This window comes from Paenibacillus sp. LX16 (assembly GCF_036252815.1).
Taxonomy (GTDB): Bacteria; Bacillota; Bacilli; order Paenibacillales; family Paenibacillaceae; genus Paenibacillus; species Paenibacillus polymyxa_B.
This window is the reverse complement of sequence record NZ_CP141152.1, coordinates 1,950,560-1,977,038: the sequence shown is the minus strand read 5'-3', so window position 1 is coordinate 1,977,038 and position 26,479 is coordinate 1,950,560. Positions and strand designations below refer to the sequence as shown.

Sequence of the window (26,479 nt, the reverse complement as noted above, 5' to 3'; positions counted from 1 at the left end):
CATTAAAACGTTAATTTAGCCAGTGATAGGTTTTGCGGGGATTCGTCTGGTCATGCTGCGGCTCACTTGTAAATCGAGAACCAGGCACAAGCACTTGATCAGGCAATCCCCCGTTACCAATAACTACCTCCGTACCCGAAGGTACGAGTGCAAACAATTCCTCCACATCCTCTTTACCCATTCGGACGCAACCCAACGACTCATTTTTGCCAATGCTATCCGGCTCGTTCGTGCCATGAATGGCATAATTCGTTGCAGACAGTTGCATTCCACGGCTACCAAACTCACCGTTGGATTTGCCGTTCGGATTTACTACTTTATCGGTAATCACAAACTTCCCTTCTGGTGTTCTTTCTCCGCCCAAACCGATAGGATAATTTCGAATAAGTACATTGCCACTTACCAGGGCGAGCCTGTGCTTGGATTTGTCCACCACAATTCGCAACGGTTGCCCCAGAAAAGGCCGTCCGTGCAATGACGATGCCAGTAATGGACTGCTTTCGGCCGACGAGTCAGCGTCTAAATCTACTGCCTTCTCTGTTCCCTGTCCAGGTGAAGCAAGTAAATTACGCATAGGTGTAAAAGCCTTCTTCATCCCGTCTGTCGTACCGTACATCGTGTTAGCGGGAAAGTCTCGAGTCAGTTCATCAAGACTCTGGGGAAGACGTTGATGCTGTGAGCGAAAAGCACGCATGGAGCTATTCAACACAGCTAATTCCTCCTGTCCAGCAGCCCATTTTAGACCTGCTTTACGAAGGTTTTCACTGTCTGACGGCTTGCAAGCACACGTAGCGGCGTCGTAAGACTGAACAGCTAATCCACCGTTTCCTTTGTTCTGTACACTAAGTAATGGCTTCATACCCTCTCTCCAGAGCAGCCACGAGCCCCCTTGCTCCATGCCCAATACTGTAGTCTTGGACGGCAGTCGGCTAGTCTTAGCCAACATATCAGTAAGCCCCGTTCCAACTCCACTCCCTTTTCGAGCTTGAGCCGTAAACACACCACCAACCACACCGATCTGGGTCATCTCCTTCGGATCAGCAGTGGCCACTTTCGTAACTTCAATATTATCAATTGTTGCCTGCTCAGTCCCGGATGGAACAGATGCATTTTCATTTGAAGGTCTCGGTGAATTGGCTGAAGGAACCCATATGAGCAGTAGTACCATTAACGCAGTTAACAGGTGGCGTGTTCGAGCCGTCCTTCGCTCCTTCTCCTTGGACATCTGAACCAGTTTATCCTGATATTCCATCCATACGTCTGCCGGAATCTGTTTATGCTCGAAGGCTTCGAACACTTCTCCTGCGCGATTAAAGCAATAATTTGCTTTGCCCTCCTGACCGCTGCTCTCATACTCTTTGCCGAGTAAATACCAGGCCATTTTATTATCAGGGTGTTTTTTTACATACGATTTAAGATGAGGCGAATGGTTCATCGGATCCTCCTGATCGTGTAATCTTGCATACTTCCTATTATGTATATCGGTAAAAATAGACTCGATGGACAGCACATAAGAAAAACGTCTATCGACGTACTTTCACGGAAGCTAGACCGCGCTTGGCAGAAGTTTTTCTTGCGATTATAGAATAGTTCACCTCCGCTGAACCATTCTATAATCTAAAAAAAAACAGCACCGACAGCTTACTCTCACCGTTATACGGCGAAGGGAGCTGTCGGTGCTGTGCCTATCAAAGAAGCCTACGCTTAACCTTCTTTATTGAACGGCTCGTCTGCTACTTTGATGGAATCTGTAGGGCAACCATCGCAAGCATCCTGCATATCATCAAACAAATCTTCTGAGATTGCCTTGATGCCTTGGTTTGCATCCCCTTCAAAGATCACTTCTGCCAAACCTTCATCATCATAATCATAAATGTCTGGTGCTGTAGCGCCACAGGCTCCGCAAGCAATGCATGTATCTTTTTCTACCCAAGTGTATTTAGCCATAACTTTTCTCTTCCTCCTATACAATCAAACAAACCAGCTTTTACATTCTATTCACATATTAATACAAACCCAATATTATTACAAATTATTTTCCTTTATCCTTCGTGTAAAAAATGCTTATAACGTAAGCTTGTGATGCTTGCAATAATCTACCCAAAAGTTCACTCCGGAGTTGGTAGATTGTCTTTTTGCAGCGAAGTTCCGCGCAACTTGGAGTTGCGAAGAAGTACCGAAGGATCATCTCCCAGCATTCCAGCGGTCAAAATTGCATTTTCACCAAACTTATCGCGCAGTGCATCCATCGTCTTCAATAAGCTTTCTTTCTTAGGCTGATCCTGGTATTCAAATAGATCCATTTGAACGGCCGCTTCCTCCTTTGGAATGAGCTGCTGTAGCGTAATCCCCAGCAAGCGCACAGGCTTATCTTCTCCCCAATGGCGACGATACAACGCACAAGCTTCCTTATATATGTCCTCTGCACTTTCCGTAGGAGTGCTCCTGACTTGAGAACGCGTAAAGGTCTTCATATCCGGCGTCCGAATCGTCAATTGTATACCTCCTGCCAGCATACCGTGCCGTCGAAGCCGCCGGGCTACCTGATCACTAATGTTAAGAAGCACCCGTTGGGCTTCTTCCAGCTTTACCACATCCACAGGCAGGGTAGTCGTGTGACCGATGGACTTGTTTGGCTCCCGTTCAGTGCTGACTGGAGAATGGTTAATCCCATTAGCGGCCAATTTTAACCACGAACCCGTCACACCAAATACGCCAACCAGCATATGCTCATCAGCTTTAGCTAGTTGCCCAATGGTGCGAATGTTCATTTGTAGAAGCTTATCTGCCGTTTTGCGGCCCACACCAAACAATTGACCACAAGGAAGGTTCCACAAAATGTTGGGTACATCACGCAAACGTAGAACAGAGATCCCGCGTGGTTTTTTCAGATCAGAGGCCATTTTGGCCAGCAACTTGTTGGGAGCAACTCCAATTGAACAGGGCAGGCCCAGCTCGTCTTCTACTCTGCGCTGGATTTCCTCAGCAATTTCCATAGGTGTTCCAAACTGTTTGGAGCCAGAAATATCCAGATAGCACTCATCAATTGAGGTTGCTTCCAGCATAGGCGTATACGAATAGGCAATACTCATAAATGCTTTGGAATAACGACGATACAAGTGAAAATCAGGCTGTATTACGATGAGCTGCGGACAGATCCGACGAGCCTGCTGAACGACCATCCCTGTTGAAATGCCCAATCGTCGAGCTTCATAAGAGCAGGTTACAATTACACCTTTGCGCAGCTCACTACTGCCTGCCACCGCGGTAGGCAGTCCCTTATATTTCTCCGGCTCCTCCGCTGCATGAACGGAACAATAAAATGCATTCATATCCACATGCAGAATAACTCGTCCACCAGCCGGATAATAAGCACTGACATCTTTCATGCTCAACCCTTCTTTTTAACTGTAAATTCACCCGTCATCGCGGGAATATGTGTTTTGATTTTATACTTGAGATACCCTTAAATGCTATTTCTATTTTACATAAAAAATAAAGGTTTTGCGGCTAAAAATGATAATTATATATTACAATTGAAGTCATAAGTTGATATAATCGACTAACATACGAACACGACAAACTAACGCTTTCCTGTTTTTAAGCGTTAAACAACTAAATTAATGTGCTTAAAAAAGCAGAGCATCACCAATCTGAGCAATCCGCAAAGGAGGAGTCCCTCATGTCCACCGCTATTTCTATCTTTGACACAACGCTGCGAGACGGCACTCAAGGAGAAGGAATTAGCTTGTCTGCTGATGACAAATTGAAAATCGCCAAAAAACTCGATGATCTCGGTGTTCATTATATTGAAGGCGGGATTCCCGGAAGCAACAGCAAGGATATCGAATTTTTCAAACGGGTACAAGAACTGGGTCTTCAGGCAAAGATTGTGGCCTTCGGCAGCACGCGCCGCAAAGATAGCATCGCAGCACAGGATGTCAATCTTCAACGAATTCTGGAATCCGGCGCTCAGGCTGCTACACTTGTGGGTAAATCATGGGATTTTCATGTACACACCGCCTTACAGACGACACTGGAGGAAAATCTGTCTATGATTTACGACTCCATCGCCTTTTTAAAGCAAGGGGGGATGGAGGTTATTTTTGATGCCGAACATTTTTTCGACGGATATAAAAACAATCCCGAGTATGCAATGGCCGTTATGAAAAAAGCTGAAGAAGCAGGCGCGGATTGGCTCGTGATGTGCGATACAAACGGCGGTACCCTACCACATGAGATTCAGGAAATTGTCACTATGCTGCAAAGCCAGATAACGAGGTCACAGTTGGGTATTCATACACACAATGACTGCGAATTGGCAGTAGCGAACTCTCTAAGTGCTGTACAAGCAGGCGCAAGGCAGGTTCAGGGTACCATCAACGGCTACGGTGAACGGTGTGGTAACGCTAACCTTTGCTCCGTCATTCCTAATTTGCAGCTCAAGCTGGGCTACGAATGTCTAGATACCGAGAAGTTAAATCAACTCCACAACACAGCCCGTTTTGTGAGTGAAGTCGCCAACGTCAATATGCCTGTTAACCAGCCTTATGTTGGCAATGCAGCTTTTGCCCATAAGGGGGGCATCCACGTGTCAGCCATTCTGCGCGACTCGCGAACTTATGAGCACATTGCTCCTGAACTCGTGGGGAACAAGCAGCGGGTCTTAGTCTCCGAACTGGCCGGACAAAGCAACGTGGTATCCAAAGCGCAAGAGCTGGGCATCACCCTTGACCCATCCAGTAATGAAGCACGCGGTGTAATTAGCCGCATCAAGGAACTGGAGCATCAGGGATACCAGTTTGAAGGCGCGGATGCTTCGCTGGAACTGCTCATTCGTGAAGCAGGTGGTGAAGTGAAGGAAATGTTCTCTTTTGAGTCCTTTAAAGTGCTGGTAGAGAAAACAGCCGGCCGGCCGGTCGTATCCGAGGCATTTTTGAAACTGAATGTCGCAGGGACAAGTGTCTATACCGCAGCTGAAGGCAACGGCCCTGTTAACGCGCTCGATAACGCACTCCGTAAGGCTCTTTCTCAATATTTCCCTGCCTTGCGTGACATGCATTTGGCTGACTACAAGGTACGTGTGCTTGACGAAAAGGATGCCACTGCCGCCAAGGTACGTGTGCTCATTGAGTCTAAAAATTACGAGGACGTCTGGAGTAACGTAGGTGTATCCGAAAATGTAATTGAAGCCAGCTGGGAAGCTCTCTTGGACAGTTTCCGTTACGCACTGTTGGAAGCACCGACTCCAAAAAACGATCAGGCAGAGCTTACTCATCATGGATTAGTTAATCACTAATTAGGTGCTCGCATGAGCTTATAAGGTGCCTTTGGCGGTCTACTCGCTCCCAAAGACACCTTCTTTTTTTGAAGATTTTCTATTTTGCGTTCCAACTCCTGCTCACTGAGCATGCCGATTATGATTTCGCGGACCTGTCCATGATGATCAACCATTACATGGGTTGGAAAAGCTACCCCTCCAAATTGTTCAAACAATGCTCCTTGCTCATCAAGTAAAATGGGAAATTGGAGATCCAAAGAGCGGGAAAACTTCTGTACATCCTCCAATCGATCATAGCGAGTTACATTGATACCATAGACATCCACATCATCTTTGTGCTTACTATACAACTCATTCAGCATAGGCGCTTCTAATCGGCACGGGTCGCACCACGAAGCCCAAAAGCTAATGACCAGAACTTTATTGCGCGTGGCCCCTACATCGTAGGTCTTGCCGTTTAACCCCTTTAAAATCATAGAAGGAAGCCGTTGACCAGGCTTTATCTTTTTCATTACCTCTACCGCATGTGTTTCAGCCTCTACCTCTTTCTCAGCTTCAAGTCCTTCTCTACCATATTCCTCTTTTAATGGTGCATTTTTCATGGACAGGCTTGCTGTATAAGTTGTGTTTGCAATAACTCCCCATGAAGCCCCAACCACAACCAGCATAACCATCGCTCTGATGAAAAAAAATCTTTTCACAGTCTTATCACCTGTCTTTCATCTAAATGACCCTTACCTTCTCCATAGGATGCCCATACTGTTCCCACCTCTAACCTTCTAAATCTCAACAGGACGCAAAAAACAGCAAACCCACGAAATCGCGAACTTGCTGTTTTATGTGTATATGAATGCTATGCCTTGTACTGAATCAAGCATGACTTAAATGCGCGTAGACATCTGCCAAATTGGTCACATTACGCTTCAGCATTTCCTGAACATACGCAACCCACAGCTTAGCCGTCATTTTCGCATCCTCTAACGCATGGTGCCGCCCTTCAATCGGAATGGATTGGTAGGTCAACAATTCATCCAAACTGTAGGTTTGATGTTGCTGTGGCTCGAGCCATTTGGCAAGCATCATCGTATCCAGAACACGGTGAGTCAATTGAACTTTAGATGTTTTCCATAACGCAGCATTCAAAAAGGCCTTGTCATGAGCGCTAGCATGTGCCACAAGTACTCGCCCACCTACAAAGGACATAAAGTCGTGCAGTCCATTCATAAGCGGTGGAGCTTCATCCGTCATTTCCCGGGTAATCCCAGTTAGCTCGGTAATGTGCTCAGGAATCACAGTCCGTGGATTGACAAGCGTATAAAACTGCTCTTTTTCCATAATCATGTCCCCGACAACCCGAATCGCCCCGAACGATAAAATCTCATCTCCATGCTGTGCTGAAAATCCCGTTGTCTCCAGATCAAAAACTACCGTCTCCAAACGATCCAGCGGGGTCCGCAATACTTCAGAGCGCCGTTGCTCCCGGGTTAAAGAGCGAATAAAAGCCATCTGCTGAGCCGTAGGAGCCCCCATTACAGATGCAATCGCAGACGGCACTCCTCCTCTGCGGAGAGCGCTCCAGAAGCCACTTCCCTGCGCTGGTTCCTTCATGACCTTCTCCCTTCCATAAATCGCAACTGCCTTTGCAACGCACGATGCAGCCGTCGTACCGTCGAAAGCGCCTCGCGCAACTCATGCCAGCCTTTACTTTGTTTCAGCGGCTTTACAGCCAGGTAGCCATTGCTGACCAGCAATCCATCATTCTCCTTCACTGGCGTAGCCATTCGTAGCTGAAGCGCAATCCGAAAGGCACGCTCGCAAGCGTCGAGTAAAGGCAACGGTGCCGCTTCCAATGATGCGAGACGACTGAGCCTTTTGAGGGTGGAGGTTTCCTCTACACCATGTTGCAACGCCAAAAAACGGACTGCGTTGACCAGCGGAATGTACAACCCGTATTTCACATCAAAATCGCCCGCATGCTCACCGAAGCGCTCGGTAACAATCTGACCTAAAATATTAAGTGTCGCTTTATGCCTCACCGTGTTCCGAAGTACCGCCGAGGGTAAATCAGGATGTTTTCGGAACAACTCATAAAAACTTCGTTTCCAGTTTGCAGATAATTGCTCATTTCCAGCGATATGCCTCATATCAGACGAGATAATCAGATAACGGATCGGCTCCCAAGCAAAATCGTCCGACCATTTCGTTAGCTGTTCTTGCCATCCAGACAATGTTTGGCGCCACAACGGCTCCGAGCACATTACTTTCCCCTCACATTTGGGATATCCCAAATACTCTAACATCGCAGACACTCTGCGACCAAACTCTCTAAAATACAATTCTTTATCAACAAATATTGTGTCACTGATAATCATCCCGTTATCCTGGTCACTCCACAGCGTCGATTCCGAGCGCCCCATGCTTCCGAAGGCTATAAATGCATAAGGGACGGGAGGAGGGCCGAAGCCATCCTCAACCATCCCTTTTTCGCACATTTGTACAGCTCTGGCCGCGATGCGGTCATGCATTTCATTCGCCGTTCGTAACCAGTCTGATAACGGAGCGGAGGCTTGGGAAGCCAGCAGCCATTTTTGAGAGTCGACCCTGGCCCGCCTTAGCGATTCAGGCGTATCTGCTTGATCAATCGCTTCAGCGGAACTCACCCAAGAGGCCATATTTTGCAGTTCCATACTTCCATCTCCTCCGCTCATCCATACTGGTTCTTTATATTTTACATATTAGTTCACAATTCCAGAACGCTTTTCAGCCTCGGCAACCAACTTCATTTGCTCAGGATAGCCGTACGTACCGTGTTCACTGATATCCAGTCCCATCGTTTCTTCCTCTTCCGTAACGCGAATACCCATAATCGCTTTCATCGCACCCAGAATAATGAAGGAAATGACGAACACGAAAGCCAAGGTGCCAATCAGTCCAAGCAGCTGTACTCCTAATTGTGTAAATCCCCCACCATAGAACAGACCCGCTTGACCTACACCTGTTATTTTTACAAGCTCAGGAGTAGCGAAGAACCCTGTGGACACTGCGCCCCACATCCCTGCAACACCATGCACAGAGAAAGCATATACAGGGTCATCTACTCTTGCACGCTCGAACCATTGCGCTGTAAAGAAAGTGACGATCCCTGCAACTGCACCAATGACCAGTGCCGCCCAAGGGGCTACAAAGGCACAAGAACCAGTAATAGCAACCAAAGCCGCCAGCACACCGTTTAGCATAGCAGGAATATCTGCCTTTCCGTATACCATCCAGGATACGAGCAAAGCGAAAACTCCACCTGCCGCAGCAGCAATATTGGTAGTCAAGGCGACATATCCAAAGAATCCGTCGTTCATAGCCGATACAGCACTACCTGGGTTAAACCCAAACCAACCAAACCACAGAATAATAACACCCAAGATAGAGTACACCTGATTATGACCAGGGATAATGTTCGGCTTGCCATCTTTATTGAACTTGCCCAGACGCGGTTTGAGCAGCAGTGTAGCGACGAGTGCCGCCGTAGCGCCTGTCAAATGGACTACCGTCGAACCGGCATAATCCTGCATTCCCAACTTACCAAGCCATCCGCCGCCCCACACCCAGTGAGCTACAACCGGATAGATCACGATAGAGAACAAAATACCGAAGATAATGTATACACTTAATTTTGCACGCTCTGCCATCCCCCCACATGCGATAGAAAGTGATACCGCAGCGAAAGCAAAGTGGAACAAAAACATAATTGTAATCGGAACATCGAGACCTGAAAGAGCATCAAACGATGCAGCAGCATCCGTACCACTCATGAAGAAACCCGTCAGTCCCATAAATCCGTTTCCGCCATCATTACCAAAGCCGAATCCAAATCCAAGTGCCCAGAAGGACAAAGCCGCAACACCCGTGGTGAGAATCGTTTTACCAGCGACATGGCCCGCATTCTTCATTCGTGTCGAGCCTGCCTCTAGCAATGCAAATCCCGCTTGCATAAAAAATACAAGTATAAATGCCAAGAACGTAAAGGCCGTGTTTAGCCCGGCTTGAAGTTGAATATTTGTCGGACCGTCAGCAGCAAACGCACCTACCGGAAAAGCTAATACTGTCAGCATGGCCAATAATACAACTAACCACTTTTTTCTCATGAAGCCCACTCCCTCGAATGTTAAGTTTCTTTACATTTCGTGAAATTCTTATTGTCATTATAATCAGAATACATGAAAGTTGACAAGATTTTTTTTATTACGTTAAAAAAACATGATCCCAAACACTCCATGTCACATTTACTAACTATAAAAGTAGCTTGTTTCTCTCCGAAAAAAAGCATGACGTTTGACTGTATGGTTGGGAATCATGTAAAATATTCTTTATAAACACTCCGTTTGCAAATGCTAATATTGAAGGTTGAACGAAGAGCGCGAGGTGAAGACAGATGGGGATATGAAGCTGTATCGAATTGGTGAGCTAGCCAAGGCGGCTGGTGTCAGCGAACGAACTATTGATTATTACACAAAGCTTGGTTTGATCACACCTGAAGAACGATCATTGAAAAATTATCGGCTTTATAATGATGAAACCTTAAACAGGCTTGAACGTATTAACCAAATGAAACAAGAGAAGTATAGCCTTGAGGAAATCAGACAGACACTGATTAAATGGAACTCGGTCGCGGGGGAAGAGCACGTCACTGACAAACTAACGAGTCTAGAGATGCACATGCAGCGTCTAGAACGTGAAGTCAATGAACTACAGCCTCTTTTGGGGCAGCTCAAGCCCGTTCAAGCGCGCAAGTTGCTTACTGGTCTACTACCACAAAGCGCCGCTTGTATCGAAGCTCTGAAGTATCTCCTGGAGCATAGTTCTATGATGTAGATACCCGGGCTAGTATGATGAACAATAATGGAGGGTTGCTTTATGATGGGTATGTATATATTGATTATTCTTGCGTTCGGATTATCCTTATGGGCGCAATTCCGTGTAAAAGGTACTTTTAATAAATGGTCTGATGTCCCAAATGAAAATGGGTTGACCGGTTATGATGCAGCTCGACATATGCTGGATCGCAATGGTTTGCATGATGTGCCTATTGAACCAGTACCTGGTGCGTTATCTGACCATTATGATCCAATGCAAAGAGTCGTGCGGCTGTCCGAGCCCGTTTATTATGAAAAATCCATTTCTGCAGTTGCCGTAGCATGTCACGAGGTCGGTCATGCCATTCAGCATAAAGAGCATTATCCCATGCTGGCACTCCGTCACCGGATCTTTCCGATCGTAAACTTCGCTTCCGGGATTGCACCGTTTCTGCTGATTGCCGGTTTCTTATTCAGCTACACGAACCTGATTGGCTTGGGTATCATCTTTTTCTCGGCTACTGTCGCTTTTCAATTAATTACATTACCGGTTGAATTTAATGCTTCCAACCGCGCCCGAGAAATTATGGTTTCCGAAGGGTTTATCCGTAGTGATGAAGAACGGGGTATAGCCAAAGTATTAAATGCTGCTGCATTAACTTATGTGGCTGCAGCTCTCGTTTCATTGCTGGAACTAATCCGCTTAATCGGTATCTTTAACAGCCGGGATTAATTGCTTGTATTACAAAAAAGGTTGTTCCTCCACCAAGAGGAACAACCTTTTTCCTTTATCTAAAACCAATCAGCTATACTCACTGCCCTAAATCCGCTTTAGCACTTCCATTCGGAGTAGCAGCACTACCTTTAAGGCCAAAATATTGCAACAAAAAAGTTCGGAATGACTTTGCAACTAAGGGTAGTTTGTCATCTCTGCGATGAATCAAGCCAATAGTTCGCGTGACCTCTGGATCAACAATCGACACTCTTGCAGGTTGAAGCGGGTTGGTCTGAAACAACGCCATTTCAGGCAAAAGACTGACTCCCATACCGGCCGCAACTAATCCGCGAATCGTATCTGTCTCTTCACCTTCAAAAGCAATATCCGGCGTAAATCCTGCCTCCAGACAAGCCTGCCAGACAATCGGGCGTAACGAATATCCATCTCTGAACAGGATGAATTTTTCTCCTTTAAGCTGACTCAGCGTGATGTGTTTGGCCGTGGCTAAAGGATGATTGGGCGGGAGAACAGCAAACAACTCCTCGGTCAGTACCACATCCCCCTCTACATGATCATGACGATCCGGAAAAGGAGATACAAAAGCCAAATCCACCTCACCCGCTAACACATCACGAATTAAACTCGGGTACATTCCCTGTTTAAATCTAAATTTAACATTGGGATACCGCTTTCGGAATTCAGCCACCACCGTAGGAATAAGATGAATCCCCAAACTGTGCGGAAAACCGATGCGGATTTCGCCCCCCTCAGGATCCAAAAACTCATGAACCTCCAAAACAGCTCGCTCTAGATCTTTTATAATCGTCTCAACCCGTTTGCAAAATAGCTGTCCCACTGGCGTAAGCTGCAAATTTCGACCCTTTTGCATAAAAAGATTAACTCCCAGCTCCTCTTCAAGCTGATGAATTTGCCGACTTACCGCAGATTGCGCCACATGTAGCTCCTCGGCTGCCTGAGTGACATGTTCTTTTTGCGCTACCTTCATGAAGTATTGCAACTGTCGTAATTCCACTCCGATATTCGCTCCAATCTGTTTTTCAACATCCGGAAGAAGACGTCAATCGAACATCATCCTCCTTCTTACCCTGCTAACTTACGGTAAAACTGTCTTTAGTGACGTTTACGTTGGCCAGTCAATCTGATCATTAATCCATAAAGGAAAAACCCACTGAGCAATCCCCCGAAGTGAGCGGTCCAGTTAATGTTCGCTACAGCGAAAGAAAACAGGATACCAAACCCAAGCAGCGTGTACAGCGTTTTGCGCGAGGCGTCATCCATCAGTGACCGCTGGAATAGGGCAACGTATAGAAATGCTCCATAGATGCCATAAATCGCTCCTGAGGCTCCTACAGAGACTGTCGTTTCCGTCACCATGTTGTAATGCGCGATGGACAGTATGTTCCCTACAATGCCTGTGACCAGATACAATAACACATAACGGAAGGACCCCAGCAAACGCTCCAACGGAGGAGCGAATACGAGTATGGCGAAGGAATTGAACAGAAGATGATCAAATCCTGCATGTAAAAACATGGCTGATACATATCGCCACAGCTGATCAGTGAATGGCGCTTCATTAATCAATGCTCCATATCGGATCAGCGTCAAACTATTTTCCGATCCACCCTGTACGGTGAGTACAATAAACATCACAATATTAATGAGCAAAATCAGACAGGTCACTGGGTAAAACCGCAAATAACTTTTCCAGTTCTCATAGCGTAAAAAAATCAAGGCAATCCTTCCTTCATGGGTGTCTCCACCTTATTCAAATTGGACAATGTCTTTTATAAAAGATTATAATAGATTTCGGCAACGATAACCAATGCTAAAAACCAAGGAGGCTATTACATATGGCACAAGAACGTACAGGAGCTGCTACTTTTAAAGGCAATCCTTTGACTCTCTTAGGTCCTGAACTGAAAATTGGAGATCAGGCGCCTGATTTCAAATTACAGAAAGACCTGTTGGAAACAGCCACACTTCAAGACTTTGCAGGTAAAGTCAAGCTGATCAGCGTTGTTCCTTCTTTGGATACAGGCGTGTGTGACGCACAGACTCGACGTTTTAACCAGGAAGCTGATTCTCTTGGGGATCAAGTCGTGGTGCTGACTGTCAGCGTCGATCTGCCTTTCGCTCAAGCTCGTTGGTGCGGTGCTGCCGGTATCGACCGCGTATTGACACTGTCCGACTATAAGGATCATTCCTTCGGCGAAGCTTATGGTGTGTTCATTAAGGAATTCCATTTGGATCATAGAGCTATTTTTGTAATTGATCAAAATGATAAAATCGCTTACGTAGAATACTTGAGCGAAATGTCCGAACATCCTGACTATGACCAAGCGATTGCAGCAGTGAAAAAACTCGTCTAAATCAGACTGAATATTAAAAAAGCGAGTGAAGGGTTGCCTTCCTCGCTTTTTTGACGTTTGTCTGCCACATCACTGCTCACACATCTACAATTACTGCACGACCTTATGAGCGGACAGCTTCTTGTCAATCACAGCGAACAGTTGCAAAATGATGCGGTAATTCGCGCCCAAGTCCCCTAGCGATCCGCGTGAAGCAGAATAAATATCCACCGCACTCCGAACTGGCGAGACGGACAATATAGAAACGGTAATGTCGACGGTTCTACCGAACGCCGTTCGCTTCTCTAACGTAATCTCACCTACAGATGCTACCTCATGGAGTACCTTGTAGCCAGGAATTTTTTTCAAAATAGATGATACTTCTTCCCAAGCCTTGTCTCTCGATAAGTTATAATAGCGTGTCTTCATTTGGGGGTCCTTGACCCGGTCGCTTGTACCTTCTTGGCTGCGCACAATCCCTACCAGAGTCCTCTTCAACGACAAGACATTTCCTCCTTCACGATAATCGTTGCCATAATGCAGCACATCGGTTGTTTTGCTGCAAGCGCTTTATAAAAACGTTAAACAACAAAAAGTTAACCGACCATACCTGTGGTATGCGACCTTAGTACCTCATGTCTTAGTTTAACATTGTTGCATACAAAAAACACCCTGTTTCTGCACGAAGCATGAACAGAGTGTATTCATTATCTTTGGAGTACCCGCCGATGCCGTCCGACCATAGCGTCTTCTGAACCTGCTTTAGCAGGTGGGTGACCGCAGAATAAACTTTTGAAGTCCCCTTGTCAGAAATTGACAGGGCTTTTCAGCTATTCATCCGTATAGATCTCCCTAGACATTGTCATTGGTTCAAAACAACAAATGACCGTAACGTGCATCGCAGGATGTGACCTTATTATAGCGCTTCTCACTCAGAAAGTAAATGCTAGGAGAAATATGTTTTATTTTTAGAGGTTATCACTTTTCTTGTCTTCAACGCTTGCCGTATCTTCATCTTTCTGTTTCATCTTTTCCATTTGATCCTGCATTTTGAGGAATGTTCCATAAAAATTAAAGAAAGCGAACCAGGCAACCACGCTGCCGATGAAGAATAGGAAAAGCACAGGATATTTGACTCCGATAAATATAACAACAGCGCTGCCGAGCATGGTGGAAAATACACGGAATGGTCGAATCAGCGTCAGTAAAACCGCATTTTTAATAATTTGTCCGGTAGACATATGATAATGAGCCACCATCGAAAAGAAGTTAAACATAGACACAAGCAAAATAATGATAAGAATAAGCATAATTACGCCCACGATTTGCAAGTTGCTGAGTTGTGTCATATATACGGTATAATCCACATACATGATGACAAACAGTAACGTGTAAAAGATACCCCCGATCAGACTCTGCTTATAGTTCTCTTTGTACCCTTTAAAAAAGGTACGAAACACGCCTGTATCGGTATCCCCCATTACCCATTTGCGAACCACTGTGAACATAGCCGATGTGGCTGGAAATAAAGTAAGCGGTGCCAAAACAGCCATCGCCCAATTCATTTGTAAAGATTCATTAGCCAAATTCTGATTCATTACAAGTAGTTTCAGTATGAGGCAGAACACAAAAGGCGACGAACATAACACCCATAACAAATTTGTAGCCGCCAGTCGGGTAATCCACTCGGTCAGGCGGTAAATACCACCCATAGCTCCTTTAAACTCCAATGTCAGTCTCTCCCTCCGCAAGCCTTGGCAGTTCCAAGACTCATGTTGCTATGCCTATAAATTCCGGCTCTTGACTATATCATACCGTATTTCAGCCCTAATACGCCAGTGAAATCAATACGTGACCCATTAAAGCAGATGGCTAAAAGGTTCATACATACTGATTCAATCATAACAAAAAAGCCGAAGCTTCATCTGCTTCGACTTTTCATTATTTCATTTCTTACTCGGAAGAGGAATCTTCACGTCTTGCAGGACGACGAGTTTCTCCATTGCTGCTCGGGCGTGGTTTGCGATCTCCACTGTAGCGGCTTCCGGAATCACGGTTGTTGCCACCGCCTTCTTTGCCACGGTTGTAACCGCCATATCCACCTTTACTTCCACTACCGCCGCTACCGCCAGAACGGTTGGAATTGTAACCACCGTTGCTGCGACCACTATAGTTAGAAGGCTTGCGACCGCCAGAACGCACGTCTGGTTTACGACGTTTTGCACGGATCGGATCTTCTGGAGTCAGTTCAATCGAAGCTTCTCTCTTCTCACCAGTCATCAGCTTCAGAGCTGCGGAAAGAAGTTGTACAGAGTCATATTGCTCCAGCATTTGAATAGCCAAACCTTTATACTCGTTCAGCTCACCGCTTTCTACAGCCTCTAGGAGACGTTCAGCAATGATGCGTTGTTTGCCTTCCAGAGCTTCAGCCAACGTTGGAAGCGGCTTGCGTGGAATGCGGTGACGAGTTACACGTTCGATAAAGTGCAAATGGTCAATTTCACGAGGCGTTACGAAAGACCAAGCTTCCCCTTCTTTACCTGCACGTCCAGTACGTCCAATACGGTGAACATAGCTTTCTGGATCTTGCGGAAGGTCAAAGTTCACAACGTGAGTTACGCCGGAAACGTCCAAACCACGGGCAGCTACGTCAGTCGCTACGAGGACATCGATGCTTCCGTCACGGAATTTACGCATTACAGCATCACGTTGGTTTTGAGACAAGTCACCATGCAAACCGTCTGCAGAATATCCGCGTTTTTGCAGAGCTTCAGCCAGCTCGTCTACCCGACGCTTGGTACGACCAAATACGATAGCAAGTTCTGGGGATTCCATGTCGATCAAACGGCTCAATGCTTCGAATTTTTGACGCTCAGGAACTTCGATATAGGCCTGATCAATCAGTGGAGCACTAACTTGTTTAGGGATAACTGAAACATGCTCAGGATTTTTGAGGAATTGCTCAGCCAATCTTTTAATATTAGGAGGCATTGTAGCCGAGAAAAGCATCGTTTGACGCTCGTCTGGAACTTGCTTCAGAATGGATTGAATATCTTCCATGAAGCCCATATCCAACATTTCATCTGCTTCATCCAAAACAACTGTGTTTACATCTTCCAGCTTGATGGTTTTGCGATTAATATGGTCAAGCAAGCGTCCTGGCGTACCAATAATAATTTGAGGTTTCTTTTTCAAAGCACGAATCTGGCGTACGATATCTTGTCCACCATAGATTGGCAAAGTACGAAGACCTTTGAAACGGGAGAGTTTTTCGATTTCTTCAGCTACCTGGATAGCAAGCTCACGTGTTGGTGCCATGATCAGGGCTCTGATTTTTTCGTCGCTTCTAGAAATTTTGTTGATCAGCGGAATACCAAACGCAGCGGTTTTACCAGTACCTGTTTGGGCTTGGCCAATCATGTCTCTGCCTTGCAGTGCAATCGGGATGGATTGGGATTGAATTGGTGTTGCTTCTTCAAAGCCCAGTTCTGTAATCGCCTGAATTACTTTCGGTTCAAGATCAAATTCTGCAAATGTCGTCAAATTTATTCAAACTCCTTCATAATGGTGGATGTGGTGGACAATCCACAATGTTGTCTGTATTCTTAAGTAGCGATATTATTGTATAAGTTTGCCCCAATACAGTGACAGTTTATTTAGACCTATAACTGTATCTTTCTGTAATGAATTTGGGGAACCTATCCGATACATCTTAAACGAATTTATCCTTTTTAAAACAGTTTAAATTTTAAGTGTTTCTCTGGACATAGGTCCCTACTCAAGAATATCCACATCGCATTATAGCACAGAACAATTCATGAATACCAGCAAGTTGCTTCCCGTATAATTTAAATGAGGTGAAAATAAGTTGTTAAAAATAGTGTTAAACTGCTTAACTGTCATTCTTGGAGCCGCTGCCATTGCATGCGGTTTTAATCTGTTTCTCGTGCCACACCACTTGCTGAGCGGGGGAGTAGCCGGTCTTTCCATGTTAATTGGCTACTTCACAAAATTTGATATCAGCGCGATGTATTTTATTATCAATATCCCGATGCTTATTGCAGGCTGGTTTATTTTAGGCAAGCGTTTTATTAGCCTGAGCATTTTATCCGTTGTCGTTACAACGTGGATTTTGGCGTGGGTACCGGTGCAATCTGTCGTGTCGGACCCCCTACTAGCCTCCGTTTTTGGTGGGGTGATGATCGGCGTAGGAGCAGGAATTTCCTTTCGGGTAGGGGGGTCTACGGGCGGTTTTGACATTATCGGTTCCATCGTCACTCGTTATCGTGACTTCCCCGTAGGAACTGTACTTGTTGGCATGAATGGACTGGTCATTCTTGCAGCAGGATATTTGAACGATGATTGGAATATTGCACTTGCGTCGATGCTATCTATTTTTGTGACTGGCAAGGTATTGGATCAAATCTATGTCAGTCACACGAAGATTACCGTCTACATTATTACAGAACACACCGACAAGCTACTGGAGCGGATGTTGACCACACCTCGCGGTGTTAGCAAAATAAAAATTGAAGGCGCATTTTCACATACCGAAAAGGATATGCTGATGACTGTCACGACACGCTACGAGCTAGTTGAATTAAAACGGATCATTAAAGAAGTGGACCCTTCAGCTTTTGTCAATATTGTGGAAACAGTTGGGGTGATGGGTTCATTTCGCCGAAGATAAGCACAAACCCAAGTGTCAAAATACAGTTTCTGTGGTACACTATATGTGCGCTGTTCCCATAGTATATAAAGACCAGCTTTACCTGCTATTTCACAGGCACTTTGCTTTTCCGAATCGTATTGAATGATTCTTTTGGAATGATTCCGAGCAGGAAAGGGTGATTTTTGTGGAAATGGAAACGGTAAAACTGTCCGACATTGTCTTAAGATGGTACCCGGAAATGCTTCCTTCTCTCAAAAAGGATGAGCTGAACTCGATGATTGTGCTTCGGGACGGGATGGCCATACTCAAGCCAACGGATGCGCTAGAAATTATTCAGTACAGTATTTGCGAGCATCAAGACAATAATTATCTTCAATAAATTTCTTTACCAAGTGCCGCTTCTTCCGGTTGCATCTACAACCGCGAAGAGAGCGGCATTATTTATGTATTTTTATGGATTCAATGAACACGTGATGGGTTAATCATGTAAGACTGTGCCTGATGATTCCAGTATTGGTTACAAGCGTGTTGTTTTTCGATACATAACTTTACGTATAATCAGGTAAGCGACATACATAAGGGAGAGAGTTAGGAAATGAATATGATTTGGGCAATTATGCTATTGGCGATGGGGATAGGCGGAAACGGGGATCAGTCAGCCAACGCTCCAAATGTAAAAGATACGGTGGCAACAACAATTAGCAGCGCCATGATTCAGGCTCAGCACAATAATACGAAGGTGGATGACTCCCATCCTCCAGTTAAAATTGACCCACAACCGACGACTCCTGCTATCAAGGGCATCTATGTCACAGCTTATAGCGCAGGCGGAACGCGTATGACCCAGTTGCTTGAACTGCTTGACAAGACAGAGCTCAATTCTATGGTTATTGATATTAAGGACGATGCAGGTTACATTACTTATCCAACGACCAATCCCGAGCTGCTCAAACTGGGTAAGCCGCAAAAATTCATTCGGGATATTTCCGGTTTGATGGACCGATTAAAAAAGCATAATGTTTACCCGATTGCTCGTATTGTCGTATTTAAAGATACGGTACTGGCAAACAAAAATCCCGAGATGTCTTTCCGTAATCCTGACGGCTCTGTCTGGAAAAACGGCAAAGGAGACGGGTTCGTCAATCCCTATAATAAAGAAGTATGGGATTATAATATCGCCATCGCTAAGGAAGCAGCCAAACTTGGTTTTAAGGAAATTCAATTTGACTATGTTCGTTTCCCCGAAGGCTTTGAGAAAAGAGCAGACAAGCTGAAATATACTAAATCAGATCATTCCCGCTCGGATGCAGTCGCTGAATTCGTACAATATGCCCGCAAAGAGCTTGCTCCATTAGGTGTACGAGTATCGGTAGATATTTTCGGATATGCTGCATCCGTTCCTGCTGCGGAGGGGATCGGACAGGATTTCACTAAAATCTCCGAAAATGTGGATGTCATTTCGCCCATGGTTTATCCAAGTCACTACACCACAGGCTGGTTCGGTGTAAAAGACCCCGATAAGAATCCTTACCAGACGATTAAAGGCTCTATGGCCGATACACACAAAAAGCTCGATCCGACGGGCAAGCTAAAGCCAATTATTCGTCCTTGGATCCAGGATTTTACCGCAAGTTGGTTGGGGAGCGGACATTATGCCAAGTATGGGAAAACTCAAGTAGAGGACCAGATACGAGCGCTTAAGGATATGAAAGTGGATGAATATTTACTCTGGAATGCCACAAACCGCTATACAAGCGGAGTAACTTACAAATAATTTATCTCTCCGGACTTTTTATTATTTTATATAAAATTTAGAAATTATATCATTATTTCGAAGGCTGTCCCGTTGTTTGGCGAACGGGTGCAGTCTTTTTTATTACTGTTCAAATATAGCGGTATCCCTTACAATAAATACTTACATGTTATGATATATACGAATAATGAATCCCTAGTAAATGAGGAAAACAAAAATGCAATTGACTCTAACAACGGGGCAGAAATGGAAGCAGCTTTTCTACATTTTGCTCCCTATCCTGATTACCCAGCTTGCACTATCTGCCATGACTTTTTTCGATACGAATATGTCAGGGCACTTTTCCCCTGCTGATCTGGCTGGAGTAGCCATTGGAGTAAGTCTGTGGATTCCTGTACAAACAGGCCTTAACGGAATACTTATGGCTATCACACCTATTGTATCTCAATTAGTGGGAGCACAGCGCAAAGATAAAGTCTCCTACTATGTCATTCAAGCACTTTGGCTCTCTCTCGCCCTGTCTATGATCGTTTTGATTGCTGGCATCATTTTGGTCAAACCTATTTTGAACGGTATGAACTTGGAACTTAGAGTTCATAATGTGGCCCTATACTACCTTTGTGCCATGGCCTTTGGGATTGTTCCTCTATTTGCCTACACTGTACTCCGAAGCTTTATGGATGCATTGGGACAAACCCGCTTTACGATGTTCATCACGCTCATGTCGTTACCCATCAATGTATTGTTGAACTATCTTCTTATTTATGGAAACTGGGGTTTTCCGCGTCTGGGAGGTGTAGGCTCCGGAGTGGCAACGGCAACCACCTACTGGATCATCATGCTGGTCGCCGGTATCACTGCGCATCGTGGAAAAATATTTGCCGAATACCGAATCTTCAACAAAATATACGGGATTGCTGCTGGTGCTTTGAAAGAGCTCATCAAGATTGGCGTACCGATTGGATTTGCTATATTTTTTGAGACTGCCGTCTTTTCAGCCGTCACTCTCTTCATGAGCAGTTATAATACAGCTACCATAGCCGCACATCAGGCTGCCATGAACTTTGCATCTACGCTGTATATGATTCCTCTCAGCATTTGCATGGCACTTACGATTCTAGTTGGCTATGAAACAGGAGCTACTCGTCCGCGGGATGCCAAATCTTATAGTGTAATGGGGATTAGCAGCGCAGTAGGTCTATCACTGATTACAGCTATTGTACTCCTTATCTGGGGTGAACAGGTCGCTCGACTTTACTCCACCGATCCGCAGGTCATTCAATTGGCACAGCATTTTCTAATCTATGCGATTTTCTTTCAGATATCCGATGCTGTCGCTACACCTACACAAGGAGCGCTACGCGGGTATAAAGACGTCAATCCAGCCTTTTTGCTCACATTCCTCTCCTATTGGGTCATTGGGCTTCCTGTAGGGTATATACTGGCACGCTGGACTTCATTGGGACCCTACGGCTACTGGATCGGTTTGATAACAGGGTTGGCAGTAGGCGCTATTTTACTTCTCTGGCGTCTGGTGAGAGTACAACGTCGTTTCGCCGAAAAAAAACAACACGCAGAGGCTATTTAGCCTTTGCGTGTCTCGATTACATATGCTGCGCCTAAAGTTATTCGTTTTTTCTCCACAATAGCCACTTCGTTCAGCTTGGGAGGATAAAGAAAGTGTCTCTCCACATGTTGTTCAATCTCTTCAAATGCCTGTTCTTCATTTTCAGCAGCGAGAATGACGGTCAGCGCTCCTTCCGAACTGTCCACTTCGATTTTGAATAGGTACATATATGACACCTCCTGATAGGACTCAAAGCTAAAAAAATAGCGGATGACTCGGGTCATCCGCATAATTTTGATCTTTTCCAATATCAGAACCGATCTACTGTACGTAGAAGGTTCTTATTATTGGGACAAACGCAAGGCCAGCTCATAAAGCTCCATGTTGAAATCTTTTTTAGTATTTACAACCTTGTCAATATCTGTAGCTACCAGCTTACCGTCAATCGTTCCGCAAGCCTTATCAGATACGCCCTCGATCAATTGGCGAACAGCAAAGTCACCCAAACGGCTCGCCAAGTTACGGTCAAACGCTGTTGGTGTACCTCCACGTTGGATATGCCCCAGCACCGTAACACGAGGTTCATAATCCGGACAGTTTTCTTGGATTACCTGTGCTACATTTTCGCCTTTGCCTACGCCTTCCGCAACGATAATAATACTGTGGCGTTTGCCATGCTTAAAGTTTTGTTTCATGCGATCAGATACTTCGTTCAGGTCAAATTCTACCTCAGGCACCAAAATTGTTTCTGCGCCAGAAGCCAGGCCCGCATGCAGAGCAATATCACCACAATGACGTCCCATAACTTCCACGATGGAAGAACGTTCATGGGATGACATTGTATCACGCAGCTTGTTGATTGCGTCCACTACGATACTAACCGCTGTATCAAAACCAATCGTGTAGTCCGTGAAGGAAATGTCATTGTCAATCGTACCTGGAAGACACATGGTTTTAATGCCTTGCTTGGTCAGTTTGTTAGCTCCTTGGTAGGAACCGTCGCCACCGATCACGACTACGCCATCAATTCCACGGTCACGCAAAATTTGCGCGCCTTTTTTCTGCCCTTCTTCAGTCGTAAATTCCAGGCATCTTGCAGATTGAAGTACAGTACCCCCACGTTGGATAATATCTCCGACGCTTCTCAGATCCATTGGAAAAATATCGTCGTTCAAAAGGCCTTGATAACCACGTTGAATCCCGAATACTTCCAGTCCAAAATACAATCCGCTGCGTACGACGGCGCGAACTGCCGCGTTCATCCCTTGTGAATCTCCACCACTTGTTAATACTGCAATTTTCTTAACTGCTGTCATGATTTATGACCTCCTCAAAATAATCATATAAGCCTTCTTATCCATCGACTGTTTAATAAGAAAAACAAACGCATGAGCGGACTATTTTTCATTAAACGTCTCGAAACAGCGCGAACGTCCTGCTGCTCGCTAACTTTAGGGTCGGATAAATATAAAGCCAGCAATCCCTCGATAATCATCCGGTGAAAGGAGCTGGCAGGGACATCTGCAATATCAGCCCGCGCCCGATTCACAACGTAGGCGATCCGGTCTAGCATCATGTCGGTATCTTCATAATAATTGCAAAAGTTAAGATCTCCGCCCTTCCGGTCTTCGTCTTGATCGATTAGATAATCCAGCAAAATATGAAGACTGCACACATGTGGAAAATACGATGCATGTATTGAGGCAGCCCCTGCATCTGTCAGATGCTGGTCGCTGGCAGCAAGAAACAGCATAAAGACCCCCAGAGTTGAACCGGTAGCCGCAGCAAACTCATTCCAGCGCAACTCTGGTGTACGATCTTTATGAAGTGACCACCAGTCCAAAAGCGCTTGTTCCCGCAGCTCGGGTTTTATATGCTTGTATACTTGCAAATCCGTGTATAATCGCGCCAAATCCTGAACGTAAGGCATTGCCGCCTCATAGCCCGGAAGCCTGCTTACACAAGACTGACAGGTTGTCACCAGCCCGGTCAAATAACCGCCATCCTCCTGCTCACGACGCAACTCATAATAATTCACTGGCCTAGCCGTCGGATTAACCGCATCCAGCATAGCCTGATGCAACAGCCTGAAATCATCCGGATCCATGGACGTACTGCGATCACACAGGTTGTCCAGATAATCACTAATGGTCTGATACGCTACGATCAGCGGAATTAGCGTCTGCCGGGCAGACATATTGGCTGCGGCATAAACCGCCCCACCCACGCAGTGAAACGTCTTATCCGCTATGCTCGCAAGCGCCTGACTTCGCAGCTCAGGGTCCGGAATTTGTTCGGCCTTGCTCTTCCAGTTACTCAATTCTAGTTTCGTTTCAGGGAGAATGTGCTTGTACATTCGGCTCATTAGACCTATGGGGCCTCTCGGTACTTGATAACGTCCTTGCTCAACATAACTCAAATGACGGTGCCTCCACATTGTTGTCTACGTAATTATACCTATCCAAACCATATCCATTATAATATGATCGTCCTTTTAGCACAAATGAACAACCTCACTTTTTTCTTTAAGATTCAAGAAAAATGAGCTATTCTTACAAAAAGACTTTATACCTGTAATGTATTATTAGTCAAAAATAGGAGTTACACAAAATCTATCCTTATAAGACTTTAACCGCAAATAGTATAAATGGCCTACCTAACCTTTGTCCTCTGCTGGCTTCACGCCTTGGATTCCCTCTCCCATGCTTGCCTGCTTCCATTTCCCGAAAGCATAATAGAAAATGACTGCTACGGCAGAGATAGCAAAACCAACAGGAAAGCTCCACCATACAGCATCTAGACCATACTCATCGACAAATGCATAGGCCAGAGGTATACGAATGCCCCATAATGAAATAATGGTAATTAAAAGCGGTACCATTACGGAACCCGTTGATCGAACAACACCTGTAATGACATTGGTAATACCGAATATAACAAAAGACCACAAGGTGATCAGATTAATCCGCATACCCAATTCCAATGCACCCCCCGTAGAAGGAAGGAACATGAGCAAGGCCTGACGGTTAAACATGTAAATCAATACCACTGCTCCACCAGTCAACACAAAATTATACACAATCCCAATCCAGGTTGTTGTACGCACTCGATCCCAACGTCCGGCTCCGATATTTTGAGCGGCAAAGGAAGAAACAGCTGCACCTAACGCCATTGCCGGCATCTGCACATAGCTGGACAAATTATTGGCTGCTGTATAAGCTGCAGCTGCCACTGTCCCGTAGCCATTAATCAGATTCATTAATGCAATCGCACTGGTGGAGACAGCAATCATTTGCAACCCCATCGGCACTCCCTTACGGATTAGGGTCCAAATAATTTTCCAATCAAATCTGAGTAAATGAAGCTCTGAAGATGTAATGCGCAAAAAATATTTTACTCGATATAGGTAAATGAGGATCAACACAAAGCTGATCCCTTGAGCGATCAGGGTAGCAGTAGCGGAACCTCCAATACCCATAGCAGGAATCGGTCCCCATCCGAATATTAACAGCGGGTTGAGTAGTACATCCAGTACGACGGAAACGATCAGAAAATAAAATGGTGTTTTGGAATCTCCAGCCCCTCTCATTACAGTCATGATGTAGTTATAGCCGTACAAAAAAGGCATGCCTGCGAATATAATACGCGTATACGTGATCGCCATATCCACCGATTCGGTAGGTGTATTGAGTACATGAAGAATCCAAGGCGCACTCAAAAATCCGATAATACCTATAGCAAAGGCGAGCACCAGAAAAAAGACAGCACTTGTACCTACTACGCGCTTGGTTTCAGCTACGTCTCCTGCTCCGATATTTTGTCCGATCATAATAGTGGCAGCCATGGTGACGCCAAAAATCGAACTGATAAGAAAAAACATTATAATATTTCCGTTGGAAGCGGCAGTCAATGCGGCTTCTCCCAGAAACTTCCCAACCCAGATCGAATTGATCGTTCCATTCAGGGATTGCAGAATGTTTCCGAACAGCATCGGCAAAGAGAACATAAACAGCGTTTTGGCAATAGGACCTTCAATCAGGGAAGGCTTACGATTAGCCTCTGCTGCACTCATTTTCTCAACTCCTTCAATTTAAAATGTCTTCTGCCTAGTTTTATTACGTATAATACCCTATTCCTGCTCAATGTTCTCATAGCATAAACGTATTTACGCAAAAAAGCGCAGTCCCTTAAATTTAAGGAACTGCGCTCTCAATTCATAGTTTAACCGTAATATATAAGACATCCGTAGAAACGGAACCATTCTTACAATTCAGTTACACTTACAGTTTGATTACGTTAGCTGCTTGGGGTCCACGGTTACCTTCAGTGATTTCGAATTCAACCGCTTGACCTTCTTCCAAAGTTTTAAAGCCGTCGCCTTGGATTGCGGAGAAATGTACGAATACGTCCTCGCCACCATCCATTTGAATGAAGCCATAACCTTTTTCTGCGTTAAACCATTTAACTGTACCTTTCAAGTGAACAACCTCCTAAAAATACCGCCATCTATGGCGAATATCCATATTATACTTCATGCTTTTTCACAATGCAATTGATGTTTTTCCTGGTTTTTCGGGCTGGAATGATTTGCTTTTGCGGCGGAAACTGCGGTATCATGAACCAAAACATCTATAAAATCGGAGACATGCATATGATGAAAAAACACGAAATATACAAAAAAGACAATTGGAACATGATGACTGTCGAGGTGCAGGGCCGTTACATCGTTCTACGGGAAATATCCGATGATTGGGGCGAGGAAGCCCACACGTTTTTAAGCCGTCCGGCGCTGATGCATTGGGCTCAAAATCGGTTTCCCAAGCAGTCCTTTCAAGATAATGAGGAAGAGTGGCAGCGGATCATGAACGCTTTCAAACAGGTCTAGCCTATTCATGGTGTCCAACAGCTATCTCATCTTCATTATTCTGGCCTTCACGCTGGGCGGAGTGCTGATCATGAAGCGTGATACGATACCGACTCCTCTCAAAAAGTGGATGGCCCTCACTGCTGTAATCATGGTTTGCCTTGCCTTTTATCTCATTGTATACAGCTTATTAAATATAGGTTCCAACCCACAGTAGGGAAAATTATACTTTCGGGCGTAAGAGGTCATACTATGGCATACAAGCCATGGTATAAGGAGGATCTGCCGTTATATGCATCCTGTAAAACCTCTTGCCCTGCTGCTTATGGTAAGCGTGGCGGTTTCTTCGTTTTGGCATCCGTCCCTTACTGCCGCAGCCCTACCCCACATTACGTTCGATCAGAG

General features: G+C 45.2%; 27 protein-coding genes and 1 other RNA gene. 10 read left to right on the top strand and 18 right to left on the bottom strand.

Annotated elements, in window-relative coordinates; genetic code table 11:
• Positions 1-10: 10 nt before the first annotated feature.
• From T3H97_RS09090 to T3H97_RS09080, 3 genes are all read right to left on the bottom strand, one after another.
• Positions 11-1,435 (bottom strand): L,D-transpeptidase, encoded by a 1,425-nt coding sequence (locus tag T3H97_RS09090; protein ID WP_328802319.1) that lies wholly within the window; start codon positions 1,433-1,435, stop codon positions 11-13.
• Positions 1,436-1,704: 269 nt separating this feature from the next.
• Positions 1,705-1,947 (bottom strand): ferredoxin, encoded by a 243-nt coding sequence (locus T3H97_RS09085; RefSeq protein ID WP_013309730.1) that lies wholly within the window; start codon positions 1,945-1,947, stop codon positions 1,705-1,707.
• A gap of 161 nt (positions 1,948-2,108) precedes the next feature.
• A complete protein-coding gene (locus tag T3H97_RS09080; RefSeq protein WP_103048002.1) occupies positions 2,109-3,389 on the bottom strand; it encodes a DNA polymerase IV in 1,281 nt (426 codons plus the stop codon).
• A 293-nt stretch (positions 3,390-3,682) separates the two neighbouring features.
• On the opposite strand from T3H97_RS09080, the gene cimA reads away from it, so the two are divergent.
• Positions 3,683-5,299 (top strand): citramalate synthase, encoded by a 1,617-nt coding sequence (gene cimA, locus T3H97_RS09075; protein WP_328802318.1) that lies wholly within the window; start codon positions 3,683-3,685, stop codon positions 5,297-5,299.
• Here cimA and T3H97_RS09070 read toward each other — a convergent pair.
• From T3H97_RS09070 to T3H97_RS09055, 4 genes are all read right to left on the bottom strand, one after another.
• Positions 5,296-5,982, bottom strand: coding sequence for a TlpA family protein disulfide reductase (locus T3H97_RS09070; RefSeq protein WP_328802317.1), 687 nt, complete (start codon positions 5,980-5,982; stop codon positions 5,296-5,298). The genes cimA and T3H97_RS09070 overlap by 4 nt on opposite strands.
• Before the next feature lie 169 nt (positions 5,983-6,151).
• Complete coding sequence (locus tag T3H97_RS09065) at positions 6,152-6,889, bottom strand: exonuclease domain-containing protein (protein WP_061828597.1); 738 nt, start codon at positions 6,887-6,889, stop codon at positions 6,152-6,154.
• The gene (locus T3H97_RS09060; RefSeq protein WP_328802316.1) at positions 6,886-7,968 is read right to left on the bottom strand and encodes a DUF294 nucleotidyltransferase-like domain-containing protein; all 1,083 of its coding nucleotides are present in this window, start codon (positions 7,966-7,968) and stop codon (positions 6,886-6,888) included. The genes T3H97_RS09065 and T3H97_RS09060 overlap by 4 nt, the downstream gene beginning before the upstream one ends.
• A gap of 48 nt (positions 7,969-8,016) precedes the next feature.
• The gene (locus T3H97_RS09055) at positions 8,017-9,420 is read right to left on the bottom strand and encodes an ammonium transporter (RefSeq protein ID WP_029516714.1); all 1,404 of its coding nucleotides are present in this window, start codon (positions 9,418-9,420) and stop codon (positions 8,017-8,019) included.
• A gap of 295 nt (positions 9,421-9,715) precedes the next feature.
• Between T3H97_RS09055 and T3H97_RS09050 the strand changes: the two genes are divergently transcribed.
• A complete protein-coding gene (locus tag T3H97_RS09050) occupies positions 9,716-10,147 on the top strand; it encodes a MerR family transcriptional regulator (RefSeq protein ID WP_023988024.1) in 432 nt (143 codons plus the stop codon).
• A 42-nt stretch (positions 10,148-10,189) separates the two neighbouring features.
• Positions 10,190-10,861 carry a zinc metallopeptidase gene (locus T3H97_RS09045; protein WP_023988023.1) on the top strand — a complete coding sequence of 224 codons (672 nt, stop codon included), beginning with the start codon at positions 10,190-10,192 and terminating at the stop codon, positions 10,859-10,861.
• 79 nt (positions 10,862-10,940) lie between these two features.
• Here T3H97_RS09045 and T3H97_RS09040 read toward each other — a convergent pair whose 3' ends face one another.
• Entirely contained in the window at positions 10,941-11,879 is a 939-nt protein-coding gene (locus tag T3H97_RS09040) for a glutamate biosynthesis transcriptional regulator GltC (RefSeq protein ID WP_023988022.1), read from the bottom strand.
• Between the two features lie 98 nt (positions 11,880-11,977).
• On the bottom strand, positions 11,978-12,601 hold the full coding sequence (locus T3H97_RS09035) for a rhomboid family intramembrane serine protease (protein ID WP_328802315.1): 624 nt from the start codon (positions 12,599-12,601) through the stop codon (positions 11,978-11,980).
• A 119-nt stretch (positions 12,602-12,720) separates the two neighbouring features.
• Here T3H97_RS09035 and tpx point away from each other — a divergent pair, with 119 nt between their 5' ends.
• The gene (gene tpx, locus T3H97_RS09030; RefSeq protein ID WP_103048006.1) at positions 12,721-13,239 is read left to right on the top strand and encodes a thiol peroxidase; all 519 of its coding nucleotides are present in this window, start codon (positions 12,721-12,723) and stop codon (positions 13,237-13,239) included.
• 90 nt (positions 13,240-13,329) lie between these two features.
• Here the strand turns inward: tpx and T3H97_RS09025 are convergent, their stop codons facing one another.
• From T3H97_RS09025 to T3H97_RS09010, 4 genes are all read right to left on the bottom strand, one after another.
• Positions 13,330-13,722, bottom strand: a complete 393-nt coding sequence (locus T3H97_RS09025) for a DUF1499 domain-containing protein (RefSeq protein WP_013309718.1) — start codon at positions 13,720-13,722, stop codon at positions 13,330-13,332.
• A gap of 211 nt (positions 13,723-13,933) precedes the next feature.
• Positions 13,934-14,128: non-coding RNA, 6S RNA (gene ssrS / locus T3H97_RS09020), on the bottom strand.
• 58 nt (positions 14,129-14,186) lie between these two features.
• Positions 14,187-14,948: a YesL family protein gene (locus T3H97_RS09015; protein ID WP_103048008.1), complete on the bottom strand. Its 762-nt coding sequence runs from the start codon at positions 14,946-14,948 to the stop codon at positions 14,187-14,189.
• 223 nt (positions 14,949-15,171) lie between these two features.
• Positions 15,172-16,761 carry a degradosome RNA helicase CshA gene (locus T3H97_RS09010; protein WP_190299037.1) on the bottom strand — a complete coding sequence of 530 codons (1,590 nt, stop codon included), beginning with the start codon at positions 16,759-16,761 and terminating at the stop codon, positions 15,172-15,174.
• Between the two features lie 325 nt (positions 16,762-17,086).
• On the opposite strand from T3H97_RS09010, the gene T3H97_RS09005 reads away from it, so the two are divergent.
• From T3H97_RS09005 to T3H97_RS08990, 4 genes are all read left to right on the top strand, one after another.
• Complete coding sequence (locus T3H97_RS09005) at positions 17,087-17,908, top strand: YitT family protein (protein WP_025722295.1); 822 nt, start codon at positions 17,087-17,089, stop codon at positions 17,906-17,908.
• A 172-nt stretch (positions 17,909-18,080) separates the two neighbouring features.
• Entirely contained in the window at positions 18,081-18,269 is a 189-nt protein-coding gene (locus T3H97_RS09000; RefSeq protein WP_080683009.1) for a hypothetical protein, read from the top strand.
• Between the two features lie 216 nt (positions 18,270-18,485).
• Positions 18,486-19,664 (top strand): putative glycoside hydrolase, encoded by a 1,179-nt coding sequence (locus tag T3H97_RS08995; protein WP_328802314.1) that lies wholly within the window; start codon positions 18,486-18,488, stop codon positions 19,662-19,664.
• Between the two features lie 196 nt (positions 19,665-19,860).
• Positions 19,861-21,231, top strand: coding sequence for an MATE family efflux transporter (locus tag T3H97_RS08990; RefSeq protein WP_190299035.1), 1,371 nt, complete (start codon positions 19,861-19,863; stop codon positions 21,229-21,231).
• Here the strand turns inward: T3H97_RS08990 and T3H97_RS08985 are convergent.
• The 5 genes from T3H97_RS08985 to T3H97_RS08965 all read right to left on the bottom strand — a co-directional run bounded on the left by T3H97_RS08985 (position 21,228) and on the right by T3H97_RS08965 (position 25,688).
• Entirely contained in the window at positions 21,228-21,437 is a 210-nt protein-coding gene (locus T3H97_RS08985) for a DUF3906 family protein (RefSeq protein ID WP_013309710.1), read from the bottom strand. The two genes, T3H97_RS08990 and T3H97_RS08985, sit on opposite strands and share 4 nt — an antisense overlap.
• 117 nt (positions 21,438-21,554) lie before the next feature.
• Positions 21,555-22,526 carry a 6-phosphofructokinase gene (pfkA, locus tag T3H97_RS08980; protein WP_013309709.1) on the bottom strand — a complete coding sequence of 324 codons (972 nt, stop codon included), beginning with the start codon at positions 22,524-22,526 and terminating at the stop codon, positions 21,555-21,557.
• A gap of 23 nt (positions 22,527-22,549) precedes the next feature.
• The gene (locus T3H97_RS08975) at positions 22,550-23,629 is read right to left on the bottom strand and encodes a tetraprenyl-beta-curcumene synthase family protein (RefSeq protein WP_013309708.1); all 1,080 of its coding nucleotides are present in this window, start codon (positions 23,627-23,629) and stop codon (positions 22,550-22,552) included.
• A gap of 237 nt (positions 23,630-23,866) precedes the next feature.
• On the bottom strand, positions 23,867-25,282 hold the full coding sequence (locus T3H97_RS08970) for an MATE family efflux transporter (protein ID WP_190299034.1): 1,416 nt from the start codon (positions 25,280-25,282) through the stop codon (positions 23,867-23,869).
• A 208-nt stretch (positions 25,283-25,490) separates the two neighbouring features.
• Complete coding sequence (locus T3H97_RS08965; RefSeq protein ID WP_013309706.1) at positions 25,491-25,688, bottom strand: cold shock domain-containing protein; 198 nt, start codon at positions 25,686-25,688, stop codon at positions 25,491-25,493.
• Between the two features lie 173 nt (positions 25,689-25,861).
• On the opposite strand from T3H97_RS08965, the gene T3H97_RS08960 reads away from it, so the two are divergent.
• Together T3H97_RS08960 and T3H97_RS08955 are read left to right on the top strand one after the other, a co-directional pair.
• The gene (locus T3H97_RS08960; protein WP_013309704.1) at positions 25,862-26,095 is read left to right on the top strand and encodes a hypothetical protein; all 234 of its coding nucleotides are present in this window, start codon (positions 25,862-25,864) and stop codon (positions 26,093-26,095) included.
• 7 nt (positions 26,096-26,102) lie between these two features.
• Positions 26,103-26,291, top strand: a complete 189-nt coding sequence (locus T3H97_RS08955) for a hypothetical protein (protein ID WP_025715827.1) — start codon at positions 26,103-26,105, stop codon at positions 26,289-26,291.
• The last annotated feature ends 188 nt before the right edge of the window (positions 26,292-26,479 follow it).